At 39.9% G+C, this 12,779-nt stretch carries 15 protein-coding genes; all 15 read left to right on the forward strand.

Annotated elements, in window-relative coordinates:
* The first annotated feature begins 120 nt into the window (after positions 1–120).
* The 15 genes from rpsP to topA all read left to right on the forward strand — a co-directional run bounded on the left by rpsP (position 121) and on the right by topA (position 12,744).
* Positions 121–393, forward strand: a complete 273-nt coding sequence (gene rpsP / locus RCG19_RS18000; RefSeq protein WP_007087771.1) for a 30S ribosomal protein S16 — start codon at positions 121–123, stop codon at positions 391–393.
* Positions 394–404: 11 nt separating this feature from the next.
* Positions 405–635, forward strand: coding sequence for a KH domain-containing protein (locus RCG19_RS18005; RefSeq protein ID WP_308108230.1), 231 nt, complete (start codon positions 405–407; stop codon positions 633–635).
* Between the two features lie 77 nt (positions 636–712).
* Positions 713–1,099, forward strand: a complete 387-nt coding sequence (locus RCG19_RS18010) for a YlqD family protein (RefSeq protein WP_166237987.1) — start codon at positions 713–715, stop codon at positions 1,097–1,099.
* A gap of 14 nt (positions 1,100–1,113) precedes the next feature.
* Positions 1,114–1,632, forward strand: a complete 519-nt coding sequence (gene rimM, locus RCG19_RS18015) for a ribosome maturation factor RimM (RefSeq protein WP_308108231.1) — start codon at positions 1,114–1,116, stop codon at positions 1,630–1,632.
* On the forward strand, positions 1,629–2,369 hold the full coding sequence (gene trmD / locus RCG19_RS18020; protein WP_308108232.1) for a tRNA (guanosine(37)-N1)-methyltransferase TrmD: 741 nt from the start codon (positions 1,629–1,631) through the stop codon (positions 2,367–2,369). Before rimM ends, trmD begins: the two co-directional genes overlap by 4 nt.
* A gap of 145 nt (positions 2,370–2,514) precedes the next feature.
* Positions 2,515–2,859 (forward strand): 50S ribosomal protein L19, encoded by a 345-nt coding sequence (gene rplS, locus RCG19_RS18025; protein WP_007087766.1) that lies wholly within the window; start codon positions 2,515–2,517, stop codon positions 2,857–2,859.
* Between the two features lie 156 nt (positions 2,860–3,015).
* The gene (lepB, locus tag RCG19_RS18030) at positions 3,016–3,573 is read left to right on the forward strand and encodes a signal peptidase I (protein WP_308108233.1); all 558 of its coding nucleotides are present in this window, start codon (positions 3,016–3,018) and stop codon (positions 3,571–3,573) included.
* Positions 3,574–3,589: 16 nt separating this feature from the next.
* Positions 3,590–4,462, forward strand: coding sequence for a ribosome biogenesis GTPase YlqF (gene ylqF / locus RCG19_RS18035; RefSeq protein WP_308108234.1), 873 nt, complete (start codon positions 3,590–3,592; stop codon positions 4,460–4,462).
* Positions 4,463–4,745: 283 nt separating this feature from the next.
* Entirely contained in the window at positions 4,746–5,408 is a 663-nt protein-coding gene (gene sdaAB, locus RCG19_RS18040) for an L-serine ammonia-lyase, iron-sulfur-dependent subunit beta (RefSeq protein ID WP_166237997.1), read from the forward strand.
* Positions 5,409–5,439: 31 nt separating this feature from the next.
* Complete coding sequence (gene sdaAA, locus RCG19_RS18045) at positions 5,440–6,345, forward strand: L-serine ammonia-lyase, iron-sulfur-dependent, subunit alpha (RefSeq protein ID WP_308108235.1); 906 nt, start codon at positions 5,440–5,442, stop codon at positions 6,343–6,345.
* Positions 6,346–6,440: 95 nt separating this feature from the next.
* Entirely contained in the window at positions 6,441–7,214 is a 774-nt protein-coding gene (locus RCG19_RS18050) for a ribonuclease HII (protein WP_308108236.1), read from the forward strand.
* Between the two features lie 212 nt (positions 7,215–7,426).
* Positions 7,427–8,587 (forward strand): ADP-forming succinate--CoA ligase subunit beta, encoded by a 1,161-nt coding sequence (gene sucC, locus RCG19_RS18055; RefSeq protein ID WP_166238003.1) that lies wholly within the window; start codon positions 7,427–7,429, stop codon positions 8,585–8,587.
* Positions 8,588–8,612: 25 nt separating this feature from the next.
* A complete protein-coding gene (gene sucD, locus RCG19_RS18060; RefSeq protein ID WP_308108237.1) occupies positions 8,613–9,515 on the forward strand; it encodes a succinate--CoA ligase subunit alpha in 903 nt (300 codons plus the stop codon).
* An 84-nt stretch (positions 9,516–9,599) separates the two neighbouring features.
* Positions 9,600–10,499 carry a DNA-processing protein DprA gene (gene dprA / locus RCG19_RS18065; RefSeq protein WP_308108238.1) on the forward strand — a complete coding sequence of 300 codons (900 nt, stop codon included), beginning with the start codon at positions 9,600–9,602 and terminating at the stop codon, positions 10,497–10,499.
* A gap of 163 nt (positions 10,500–10,662) precedes the next feature.
* Positions 10,663–12,744, forward strand: a complete 2,082-nt coding sequence (gene topA, locus RCG19_RS18070) for a type I DNA topoisomerase (RefSeq protein WP_308108239.1) — start codon at positions 10,663–10,665, stop codon at positions 12,742–12,744.
* The last annotated feature ends 35 nt before the right edge of the window (positions 12,745–12,779 follow it).

Genomic DNA, 12,779 nt, shown 5'->3' on the forward strand with positions numbered 1-12,779 from the left:
CCTTGAAGCTGGACATTTCTCAAAGTTATTTTTCACTGTAAAGAAAAAACACTTTACAAACTATAAAAGAATTGATATTATACTATCTTGTGTGAAACTATTCGGAGGTGCTTATTTAAAATGGCAGTTAAAATTCGTTTAAAACGTATGGGAGCTAAAAAAACTCCTTTCTATCGTATTGTAGTAGCAGATTCTCGTTCTCCTCGTGACGGACGTTACATTGAGATCGTTGGAACATACAATCCTGTTACACAACCAGCTAAAGTTGAAATCAACGAAGAATTGGTTCTTAAATGGTTAAAAGACGGTGCGAAACCATCTGATACAGTTCGTAACCTTTTCTCAAACCAAGGCATCATGGAAAAATTCCATAATGCAAAATTAGGCAAGTAATCGTAGGAACGATGAAAGAACTAATCGAAACGATCGTAAAGCCCCTTGTTGATTTTCCTGAGGATGTCCATATTGGCGTCATAGAAGATGACAGCCGGGTAACCTTTCATCTTTTTGTTAATAAAACAGATATGGGTAAAGTTATTGGTAAACAGGGGCGTGTTGCAAAGGCCATTAGAACTGTTGTTTATGCAGCAGGATCATCACAACAAAAGAAAATATTTTTGGAAATTGGTGAATAGCTTTTTGCATCTAAGATAAAAGGGAGGGATTATTTCCTCTCTTTTTTGCTATACAAAATGCAAAGGGAGGGTCTTGTATGCAAATGATCCAAACGGTCGTGGTAAAGCAAATATTAACAGAAAATAGTAAACAACAATTATTAAATACGTATCAGTCAAGAAAGCTGCAGCTTCAGAAAGAATGCGATCAGCTGCAATTTGAGCAGAAACGGTTAGAAGTAACAAAAACCTTTTCACCGGGAACATTAAAAAAACAGTTTGAAAAAGAAATTCAAATGCGCAAAGAAAAAATTAAGCTTGTTGAGTTTCAAATCGAACAACTACATATCCTACCATTAGGTAGTGAATTAACCGAAAAAGAAGTTCAAGTCCTAGTGGAGATAAGGGTAGGCGATATCTGGGATGAAAGGATTGGCCAGTCTGCCATCATTATTAAAGATGGGATTATTGAGGAAATTAGATAGTGGGTGGAAAAAACATGGAAAAATGGTTTAATGTTGGTAAGATCGTGAATACCCAAGGGATAAAAGGTGAAGTAAGAGTTATTTCAAAAACAGATTTCCCTGAGAAACGCTATAAGGCAGGAAATGTTCTCTATTTATTTATGCCAAATTCGAGCAAGCCTATTGAGCTTACAGTAAAAAGTCATCGAACACATAAAAATTTCAACTTACTTACTTTTGAAGGATTCACCAATATTAATGAAGTTGAGAAGTTTCGTGACGGTATTCTAAAAGTCCCTGAAACACAATTAGGCACATTAGAAGAAGATGAATTTTATTACCATGAAATTATTGGCTGCCTTGTTGCTACTGTCAAGGGTGAGGAGATCGGAAAGGTGACTGAAATTCTTTCACCAGGTGCCAATGATGTTTGGGTTGTTAAAGGAAAGGGTGGCAAAGAACAGTTAATCCCTTATATTCATGATGTCGTCAAAAAGGTAGATGTAAAAGAGAAGGTTATCTTAATTGAACCGATGGAAGGATTACTTTCATGATGCAGATTGACATCCTTACCATATTTCCGGAAATGTTTTCTGGGGTTCTGGGACAATCCATGCTGCATAAAGCCGCGGAAAAGTCTGCCGTCCATTATAACGTCGTGAACTTTCGTGACTTTGCTGACAACAAACATTCCACTGTGGATGATTACCCTTATGGCGGTGGAGCCGGGATGGTATTAAAGCCACAGCCAATATTTGATGCTGTTACCGCTCTAAAGGAGAAGGCTGAAAGCAAACAACCACGTGTTATACTGCTTTGCCCGCAGGGAGAACGCTATGATCAAAAAAAGGCAGAGGAATTGGCGAAGGAAGAACATTTGATCTTTATTTGTGGTCATTATGAGGGATATGACGAACGTATTAGGGAATATGTTGTGACGGATGAAATATCAATAGGTGATTATGTTTTGACGGGAGGGGAACTTGGTGCTATGGTCGTGGTAGATAGCGTTGTCCGCCTCCTGCCAGAGGTGCTTGGTAACCAAGAATCCCATATGAAGGACTCATTCAGTACGGGGTTGCTTGAACACCCGCATTACACTAGGCCTGCGGATTTTCGCGGGATGAAAGTGCCTGATGTATTATTGTCAGGAAACCATAAGTTTATTGAGGAATGGCGCAATAAGGAAGCATTAAGACGTACCCTTCTAAGAAGACCAGATTTATTTGCTAAAATCGAACTCACACCTGAGCAAGAAAAATGGCTAAAAGAAGTAAAAAAAGATGTATAGTAATATTGCGGGCCTGCAATAATTATGGTATGATACTACTTGTGACTTAAGCTGATACGTTTCAGTTGTGGTCTTATAACGATGTTCCGCTGCAATGGAAAAGGCAAATATGTGCATGAGCGTCTGTTGGAAGGAGTTGAAAACGATGCAACAATTAATTAAAGAAATCACACAAGAACAACTTCGTACTGATCTTCCTAGTTTCCGTCCTGGTGACACTGTACGTGTACACGTGAAAGTTGTCGAGGGTACTCGTGAACGGATTCAGTTATTTGAAGGTGTTGTGATTAAGCGTCGTGGTGGTGGAATTAGCGAAACTTTTACAGTTCGTAAAATTTCTTACGGAGTAGGCGTTGAGCGTACTTTCCCTGTACACACACCAAAAATTGCGAAGCTTGAAGTACTTCGCCGCGGTAAAGTCCGTCGTGCTAAGCTTTACTACTTGCGTAACCTTCGCGGTAAAAAAGCAAGAATTAAAGAGATCCGCTAATAAGAAAAGAGAAGAGCTTGCCCGGCAAGCTCTTTTTTTATACATATCACTTAAAGTCTATAAAAAAATTTTGATCCCATCGTGTTAAATAGGTTTAAGTTATGTAAAATAGTCTATATAAATAAACACTTTTTATTAGTGATTGGTGGGGATAGTATGACAAAAAAGAAGAATGAACTATGGGAATGGACGAAAGCCCTATTGATTGCAGTAGCACTGGCAGCAGTCATCCGCTATTTTCTGTTTGCGCCAATTGTGGTGGATGGCTTATCGATGATGCCGACATTGAAGGACCAGGACCGCATGATAGTCAATAAATTCAGTTATGAAATTGGCCAGCCGAAACGATTTGATATCATCGTCTTTCATGCTCCGGAGAAAAAGGATTACATAAAGCGTGTGATTGGGCTTCCGGGGGATACGATTGAATATAAGGATGATACGTTATATGTGAATGGTAAGGCATATAAAGAGCCTTATTTGGATGAATATAAGAAGCAAGTTGAGGACGGCCCTTTGACGGGTTCGTTTACCTTGGAAGAAAAGATCGGCCGAAAAACTGTGCCAAAGGGTGAATTGTTTGTCATGGGTGATAATCGCCGTTTCAGCAAAGACTCAAGGCATATTGGAACCGTACCGATGAGTAAAGTAATCGGTAAAACGAACGTGGTCTACTGGCCGATAAAAGACGCACATATTGTAAAAGTGAAATAGTTTGGGGGTGTCACCTTTGACGATCCAATGGTTTCCTGGCCATATGGCCAAGGCTCGCAGAGAGGTCACGGAAAAATTAAAACTAGTCGATATCATTTTTGAATTAGTCGACGCGAGAATTCCATATTCATCAAGGAATCCGATGATTGACGAAATTATCCAGCATAAACCAAGACTGGTCCTTTTAAATAAAGCAGATATGGCTGACCCATCCGTAACAAAGGAATGGATTTCCTATTTTGCAGATAAAGGTATTAAAGCACTTGCAATCAATTCTCAGGCTGGAGAAGGAATGAAGAATATTGTCCAAGCCTCACATGAGATTCTTAAAGAGAAGTTTGATCGGTTAAAAGCAAAAGGGGTAAACCCAAGGGCCATTCGTGCCATGATTGTCGGGATCCCAAACGCGGGTAAATCGACACTAATTAACCGTCTTGCTAAAAAGAATATTGCTAAAACAGGAAATACCCCTGGGGTAACGAAAGCACAACAATGGATCAAAGTAGGCAAAGAGATGGAATTGCTGGATACTCCGGGGATTTTATGGCCGAAATTCGAAGATCAAGAAGTGGGCATGAAACTGGCCATTACAGGGGCAATTAAAGATACATTATTAAATTTGCAGGATCTGACCGTTTACTCGTTAAGGTTTTTGGAACGTGCCTATCCTGAGCGATTAAAAGAACGGTATAAGCTCGAAACCCTCCCAGATGATGAGAAGGTTGTCGAAATGTTTGATCACATCGGAGAACTTCGCGGGTGCCTTATGGGAGGCGGTATCGTTAACTACGATAAGGTTTCCGAATTAGTCATTAGAGAAATAAGGTCTGAAAAATTCGGACGGATTACCTTTGAACGACCAGCTGATTTTTTCATTAAATCAGAATAATGATAACCAAAAAGCTCTCCAATTGGGGAGCTTTTGCCAGTTACATGAATTCTTCGCGGGTTAATTTTCTGGGTTCTATTAAAATGTTATTTAAAAACTAGTAAATCTTTGATATTATTTTTAATAGTTGTGTTTTGTAATCGTTTTCAATTATAGCTGAATAAGATGGTAAAGGATTAGACTTTTACCAGCATTTATTTCTGGTTACTTAGAGGCCTTTCTCGTAAAATAAAGGGAAAGATGTTTACGTGAAAATATAGCATATTAGATAAGGGGTATATCTATGAAATATCGCTCAGCATTTGATATAATCGGTCCAGTCATGATTGGGCCGTCAAGCTCACATACAGCAGGTGCAGCAAGGATTGGAAGAGTAGCCCGAACCTTGTTTGGAAAACTCCCAAAAAACGCTGTTATTTCATTGTACGGTTCATTTGCCAAAACTTATAAAGGTCATGGAACAGATTTTGCGATCGTGGCAGGTCTTTTAGATTTTGATACGTTTGATGAGCGGATGCCAAAATCGTTAGAAATAGCAAAAGAAATGGGTTTAGAAGTGGAATTTCGAACAGAAGAGGCTGTGACGGACCATCCAAACACCGTCAAAATTAACTTAGTTGATGGTGAAACCACGCTAGAAATCGTCGGGATTTCTATCGGCGGCGGAACGATTGAAATTACGGAATTAAATTCCTTCCCACTCAAGCTTTCTGGGGAGCATCCTGCGATATTGGTCGTTCACCAAGACCGATTTGGCATTATTTCCGCAGTAACAAGTATTTTATCAAAGTATCAAATAAACATAGGTCACATGGAAGTTTCGCGGTTGGACAAAGGTGAAATGGCTCTAATGGTGATTGAAGTTGACCAAAAAATTGAAGACTATATTATAGAAGAGTTACAAAATATTCCAAGTGTGTCACAGATTATTCGGATGGCTGAATAAAATAAATAAACAAACAACAGGTGGTGTGAATATGTTTCGAAATGTTGCGGAGCTTGTTCAACTTGCAGAAAGTAATCAAGTGAAAATTGCGGAGATTATGATCCGGCAGGAAATAGAAGTTTCAGGTTTAACGAGAGAAGAAATTATTACGAAAATGGATATGAATTTAACGGTTATGGAACAAGCGGTTGAAAGAGGTCTTAACGGAGTACATTCCCATACAGGATTAACCGGTGGAGATGCTGTACTTCTTCAAAAATATATTAACAGTGGGAAGGCTCTAGGGGGTACGATTTTACTAGATGCTGTCAGTAAGGCAGTGGCAACAAATGAAGTGAATGCGGCAATGGGAGTCATTTGTGCAACACCTACGGCGGGTTCAGCGGGAGTTGTCCCAGGAACCTTATTCGCAGTAAAGGAAAAATTAAACCCAACTCGCGCTGAAATGATTGAATTTTTGTTCACGGCTGCCGCCTTTGGATTTGTGGTGGCCAATAATGCCTCCATTTCCGGTGCTGCCGGTGGCTGCCAGGCAGAAGTGGGTTCTGCCAGCGGTATGGCTGCTGCAGCGATTGTAGAGCTTGCTGGCGGCACACCACAGCAGGCTTCAGAGGCAATGGCCATTACATTAAAGAATATGCTTGGACTGGTATGCGATCCAGTTGCAGGCTTAGTTGAAGTTCCATGTGTAAAACGAAATGCGATGGGTGCATCCAATGCTATTACGGCAGCGGATATGGCACTTGCTGGCATATCAAGTAGAATCCCTTGTGATGAGGTCATTCATGCCATGTTTTTAATCGGCCAATCGATGCCGTCATCTTTAAGAGAAACAGCTGAGGGCGGGCTTGCAGCAACACCAACAGGAAGAAGATTGGAACAAGAAATTTTTGGCAACGGCAACACAGTTAAACTGAAAAACTTACTTATATCTTAATATATATAAGCACACGAATTCACCATGATTTTTGTGTGCTTTTTTTGTGTTGTATTATCGTTCATGACCATGTATTATTACTACGGGTGAAAAAAATGAAGGTAGAAACAATCGCTGAAATTAAAAGACAATTAGAAAATATTATGACCGAAAATGATCCATTTTTGTTACAAATCCTTCAAGATGAACGCAAAGGTGTTCAGCAGTTGGTACATAAGTGGCAGAAGAAAATGGCAGAAGATAGAAGATTGAAAGAAAAGTTCAATGATATGAATACCTATGAACAGAAATGGCGGTCTCAAGGGTTTGAATTAATTGCAGGTGTCGATGAAGTCGGCAGGGGTCCGCTTGCAGGCCCTGTTGTAGCTGCAGCTGTCATTTTACCAAAGGATTTTTTCTTAGCCGGTCTTGATGATTCGAAAAAGATTTCAGAAAAAAAACGGCAGGAATTCGCTGCTATTATTAAAAGGGAAGCTCTGGCTTTTGGTATTGCAATGATTCAAGCGAATGAAATTGATGTGATTAATATATATGAAGCCACTAAAAAAGCCATGAAAGCAGCAATTGCTTCCTTAAAACCAACACCAGATTTACTACTGATAGATGCAATGAAGCTCGAAACCCCCTATCCCACAGAATCTATTATTAAGGGAGATGCCAAAAGTGTTTCGATTGCAGCGGCTTCGGTAGTTGCAAAGGTAGCAAGAGACGAATGGATGAAGGAACTAGCTGCAAGCTATCCAGCATATGGTTTTCAGCAAAATATGGGATATGGCACAATGGAACATATACAAGCAATCAAACAATTTGGGATTACACCCTATCATCGTAAAAGCTTCGCTCCAGTCAAAGATTATCTAAATCAATAAATAAAAACAGGAATTTTAGCCTGTTTTTTTATTATTGTAAAAAAAAACTTTTCTTAACAAAACTCTATGAAATAAGTATTTTAGTCTTAAATTATTCTGAATTTTTTTAAGATGAATATAATTTTTATTGCTTTTTGGTGGACAAGGTTTGTGTCATTATATAAAATGAAAACGGAGTCAATTTTTTGAAGAGTTTGATAGGAGGATGGGAAATGAATATCCATGAGTATCAAGGGAAAGAGATCCTCAGAAATTACGGGGTAATGGTTCCGAACGGAAAAGTGGCATTCACTGTGGAAGAAGCAGTCGAAGCGGCGAAAGAACTAGGCACACAGGTTTGTGTAGTAAAAGCACAAATCCATGCTGGCGGACGGGGGAAAGCCGGCGGGGTAAAAGTGGCGAAAAACCTTGACGAAGTTCGTACATATGCAAGTGAGATTCTTGGAAAAACATTGGTTACACACCAAACCGGACCCGAAGGTAAAGAAGTAAAACGTTTGTTAATCGAAGAAGGCTGTGACATTAAAAAGGAATATTATGTTGGTTTAGTTTTAGACCGGGCTACTTCACGCGTTGTTCTTATGGCTTCTGAAGAAGGCGGAACGGAAATTGAGGAAGTTGCGGAAAAAACTCCTGAGAAAATTTTTAAAGAAGAAATTGATCCTGCAATTGGCTTACAACCATTCCAGGCACGCCGGATTGCATTCAATATCAACATTCCAACTGAACTTGTTAATCAAGCAGTTAAGTTTATGACAGGCTTATATAACGCCTATATCGAAAATGATTGTTCCATTGCCGAAATTAACCCGCTAGTTGTAACAGGAGACGGGAAAGTAATGGCCTTGGATGCAAAATTAAACTTTGATTCTAATGCATTATATCGTCAAAAAAATGTCTTAGCATATCGTGATCTTGAAGAAGAAGATGTAAAAGAAATTGAAGCATCTAAATATGATTTAAGCTATGTTGCGTTAGATGGAAATATTGGCTGTATGGTGAATGGAGCCGGACTTGCGATGTCAACGATGGATATCATCAAACACTATGGCGGCGACCCCGCAAACTTCCTTGATGTTGGGGGCGGTGCTACAGCTGAGAAAGTTACAGAAGCATTTAAAATTATCCTTTCTGATCCAAACGTAAAAGGTATATTTGTTAATATCTTTGGTGGAATCATGAAGTGTGATGTCATTGCTGAGGGTGTAGTAGAAGCAGCTAAACAGGTTGGGCTAAGTGTTCCGCTTGTGGTTCGTTTAGAGGGAACAAATGTTGATTTAGGTAAAAAAATCTTGGCAGAATCAAGCGTTGAGATTATTGCTGCTGAATCCATGGCTGACGGCGCACAAAAAATCGTTTCATTAGTGAAATAGGATCTTTCAAGAAAGGGGAATTATCGTGAGCGTTTTTATTAATAAAGATACAAAAGTTATTGTTCAAGGGATTACAGGCGGCACTGCCCGTTTTCATACGAAACAAATGATTGAATATGGTACCCAAATTGTTGGTGGGACCTCTCCAGGGAAAAAAGGACAGGAAGTAGAAGGTGTTCCGGTATTTAATACTGTAAAAGAAGCTGTTGAGACTACTGGTGCAAATGCTTCAGTTATCTATGTTCCTGCACCATTTGCTGCCGATTCGATTATTGAGGCAGTAGACGCGGAATTAGACCTTGTGATTTGTATTACTGAACATATTCCAGTATTGGATATGGTTAAGGTAAAACGTTACATGGAAGGTAAAAAGACACGCTTAGTTGGTCCAAACTGCCCTGGTGTGATTACTGCTGATGAATGTAAAATTGGGATTATGCCTGGCTATATCCATACAAAAGGACATGTCGGTGTAGTTTCTCGCTCTGGGACATTAACATACGAAGCAGTACACCAGTTGACACAGGCTGGACTGGGACAAACTACTGCAGTCGGTATTGGCGGCGACCCAGTTAACGGTACAAACTTCATCGATGTCTTAAAGGCATTTAATGAAGACCCGGAAACATACGCTGTTATCATGATTGGAGAAATTGGCGGTACTGCTGAAGAAGAAGCAGCTGAATGGGTGAAAGCAAACATGACGAAACCTGTGGTTGGTTTCATCGGCGGCCGTACAGCACCTCCAGGAAAACGCATGGGCCACGCTGGTGCGATTATTTCTGGTGGAAAAGGGACAGCAGATGAAAAGATCCGTATCATGAACGAGTGTGGCATTAAAGTAGCGGACACTCCATCTGTTATGGGTGAAACATTAATTGGAGTATTAAAAGAGCAAGGCTTATACGAAAAGTGTAAAACGCATTAATTTAACACACCATGACTGTTCAAATAGTCCCTCAAATCTGAGGGACTATTTCCACATAAAAAAAATATGGAGGTACGATGGAACATGGATGACTTTAAAGAAAGGCTTATACATTTACTTCACTACCCGAATATCTCATGGAATATCGTCTATCAAATGCTTAAAAAGGATCCGACACTTCAGTCACTGTATCAACTTCAAAAACCATCCCCACAGCAGATCTCGTTATTTCCACTACTAAACCACGATCACTCCTTAACCCAACCTTCTATCATTTCCCTTCAACCTGACATGATTCACGAACAAATCCGTCAATACGAAACAAATGATATTACTGTGATTACTATTATGGATAAAGAATATCCAAGGTTCTTAAAAGAAATCTACCAGCCGCCATGGGCATTATTTACTAAAGGAGATATTTCTCTCCTCGAAAAAGAACCGAAGCTTGCGGTTGTTGGGTCTCGTCAAGCATCCCCATACGGAAAAAATGCGATAAGATTAATTTTCCCTGAGTTAATAAAGAATGGGGTGCTCATTGTCAGTGGATTGGCAAAGGGAATTGATGCTTTAGCACATGAATATGCAATAAAAAATGGCGGGAATACAATTGCCGTCATTGCAGGCGGTTTCTATCATATCTACCCGAAAGAAAATATGGGACTTGCCCTGCAATTGATGAATACGCAACTTATTGTGTCAGAGTATCCCCCGGATACCAAGCCGCTTAGATGGCATTTTCCCGCACGAAATCGAATTATTAGCGGTTTAGCAGCTGGAACCTTTATTATTGAAGCAAAGCGAAAAAGTGGTTCGCTCATAACGGCAAATTATGCCGTTAATGAAGGGCGGGATGTCTTTTCACTTCCTGGCAGTATATTTAATCCATTCTCTATTGGGGCAAATGATTTAATACAGCAGGGGGCAAAGCTTGTGACAAGGGCTGAGGATATTTTAGAAGAATTAAGACTAAACGTGAAATAATCTAAAAATCTAGGAATAAAATATCGTCCCTTTTGCAGGTTTTTTTCGAATATATGAAGAAATTAGCTTAAAAAGGTTGCAAAAATTTCTAATTTGTTATACATTTTCCAACAGATGTTCGAAAAAATAAATATACAATTTACCTCTTAAGGAGGATATTTGAATGGCAGCAGAATTTCTCGTAATCGTTGAATCTCCAGCGAAAGCGAAAACAATAGAACGATATTTAGGAAATAAATATAAAGTTAAAGCATCGATGGGGCATGTTCGTGATTTGCCACGCAGTCAGATGGGTGTCAATGTAGAAAATAGCTTTGAGCCCAAATATATTACCATCCGCGGAAAAGGCCCTGTTTTAAAAGAATTAAAGACTGCGGCGAAAAAGGTAAAAAAAATCTATCTCGCAGCTGACCCGGATCGTGAGGGGGAAGCTATTGCCTGGCACTTAGCACATAGTCTTGATGTTGATATTACTTCCGATTGCCGCGTTGTCTTTAATGAAATTACAAAAGATGCGATAAAGGAATCCTTCAAGCATCCTCGTCCAATTAATATGGATCTTGTTGATGCCCAGCAGGCTCGTAGGATATTAGACCGGCTTGTAGGCTATAATATCAGCCCTCTTCTTTGGAAGAAGGTTAAAAAAGGGTTAAGTGCAGGACGGGTACAATCCGTTGCAGTTCGTTTAATTATTGACCGGGAAAAAGAGATTAAAGCGTTTACACCCGAAGAATATTGGACAATTGATGGCGAATTTTTAAAAGGGAAAGACCATTTCAGTGCCAGTTATCATTCGGTAGTGGGCCATGAGAAAACCGAGCTGAAATCAGAACAAGATGTCCAAGCGATTTTACAGCAATTAACGGATAATAAGTTCAAAGTAATCTCTGTGACGAAAAAAGAGCGCAGAAGAAATCCAGCACCACCATTTATCACCTCGTCCTTGCAGCAGGAAGCAGCCAGAAAGCTCAACTTTCGTGCCAGGAAAACCATGATGTTAGCCCAGCAGCTCTATGAAGGAATTGAACTTGGGAAAGAAGGAACGGTTGGTCTCATCACCTATATGAGAACAGATTCAACCCGAATTTCCGAGGTAGCGCAAGGAGAAGCGGCAAGTTATATCAAAGCAGAGTATGGTGAAAACTTTTTAAAGGATGAACAAAGGAAAGAAAAGAAGCAGACAAATGCCCAGGATGCGCATGAAGCGATTCGCCCTACGAGTACACTTAGAGATCCCGGCAGCTTAAAGGAATTTCTCTCTCGCGATCAGCTCCGGTTATATAAATTAATTTGGGAACGCTTTTTGGCAAGTCAAATGGCGCAGGCAGTCATGGATACGATGAGCGTGGATTTGCAAAATGGGAATGTCCTGTTCCGTGCTACTGGGTCCAAGATTAAATTTCCAGGGTTCATGAAGCTTTATGTGGAGGGTTCAGATGACCAAATCGATGGACCTGAGAAAATGCTCCCGGATCTTAAAGAGGGAGATGAAGTGTTTAAAAAGGATATTGAACCGAAGCAACACTTCACACAACCTCCACCCCGATACACAGAAGCAAGACTTGTCAAAACTTTAGAAGAGCTCGGAATCGGCCGTCCATCTACCTATGCTCCAACCTTGGATACAGTCCAAAAGCGGGGATATGTTGCCCTTGATAATAAACGCTTTATTCCGACTGAACTGGGTGAAATTGTTCATGAAGTAATGGTAGAATTTTTTCCGGAAATCATAAATGTGGAGTTTACCGCTAGAATGGAAAAAGGATTAGACCATATTGAAGATGGAAAAATGACGTGGATAAAACTCATTGATGCATTTTACCAAGAGTTCGAGACAAATTTAAAAATAGCAGAGCAGGAAATGGAAAAAATAGAAATTAAAGATGAGCCAGCCGGTGAGGATTGTGAAAACTGCGGAAACCCAATGGTGTTTAAAATGGGCAGATATGGGAAATTCATGGCTTGCAGTAATTTCCCGGATTGTCGGAATACAAAGCCGATAGTGAAGGAAATCGGTGTTACCTGTCCTACGTGTAAAGAAGGTCAAATTATTGAACGAAAAAGCAAGAAAAAAAGATTATTTTACGGTTGCACCCGTTATCCTGATTGTGAATTTATATCTTGGGATAAACCGTTACCGAGAGCCTGCCCGAAATGTGAGGGCTTGCTTGTAGAAAAGAAATTAAAAAAGGGTGTTCAGGTTCAATGTGTTACATGTGATTATAAGGAAGAATCGCAAAGCTAAGAGTGGGCCAATCCCGCTCTTTTTATTTTTTTTGA

Origin of the sequence: Neobacillus sp. OS1-2 (assembly GCF_030915505.1) — a bacterium.
Lineage (GTDB): Bacteria > Bacillota > Bacilli > Bacillales > Cytobacillaceae > Neobacillus.

What these genes read in the sequence shown, in the direction of transcription:
- rpsP (WP_007087771.1), top strand. Translation starts at nt 121, where the DNA reads ATGGCAGTTAAAATTCGTTTAAAACGTATGGGAGCTAAAAAAACTCCT.
- RCG19_RS18005 (WP_308108230.1), top strand. Translation starts at nt 405, where the DNA reads ATGAAAGAACTAATCGAAACGATCGTAAAGCCCCTTGTTGATTTTCCT.
- RCG19_RS18010 (WP_166237987.1), top strand. Translation starts at nt 713, where the DNA reads ATGCAAATGATCCAAACGGTCGTGGTAAAGCAAATATTAACAGAAAAT.
- rimM (WP_308108231.1), top strand. Translation starts at nt 1,114, where the DNA reads ATGGAAAAATGGTTTAATGTTGGTAAGATCGTGAATACCCAAGGGATA.
- trmD (WP_308108232.1), top strand. Translation starts at nt 1,629, where the DNA reads ATGATGCAGATTGACATCCTTACCATATTTCCGGAAATGTTTTCTGGG.
- rplS (WP_007087766.1), top strand. Translation starts at nt 2,515, where the DNA reads ATGCAACAATTAATTAAAGAAATCACACAAGAACAACTTCGTACTGAT.
- lepB (WP_308108233.1), top strand. Translation starts at nt 3,016, where the DNA reads ATGACAAAAAAGAAGAATGAACTATGGGAATGGACGAAAGCCCTATTG.
- sdaAB (WP_166237997.1), top strand. Translation starts at nt 4,746, where the DNA reads ATGAAATATCGCTCAGCATTTGATATAATCGGTCCAGTCATGATTGGG.
- sdaAA (WP_308108235.1), top strand. Translation starts at nt 5,440, where the DNA reads ATGTTTCGAAATGTTGCGGAGCTTGTTCAACTTGCAGAAAGTAATCAA.
- RCG19_RS18050 (WP_308108236.1), top strand. Translation starts at nt 6,441, where the DNA reads ATGAAGGTAGAAACAATCGCTGAAATTAAAAGACAATTAGAAAATATT.
- sucC (WP_166238003.1), top strand. Translation starts at nt 7,427, where the DNA reads ATGAATATCCATGAGTATCAAGGGAAAGAGATCCTCAGAAATTACGGG.
- dprA (WP_308108238.1), top strand. Translation starts at nt 9,600, where the DNA reads ATGGATGACTTTAAAGAAAGGCTTATACATTTACTTCACTACCCGAAT.
- topA (WP_308108239.1), top strand. Translation starts at nt 10,663, where the DNA reads ATGGCAGCAGAATTTCTCGTAATCGTTGAATCTCCAGCGAAAGCGAAA.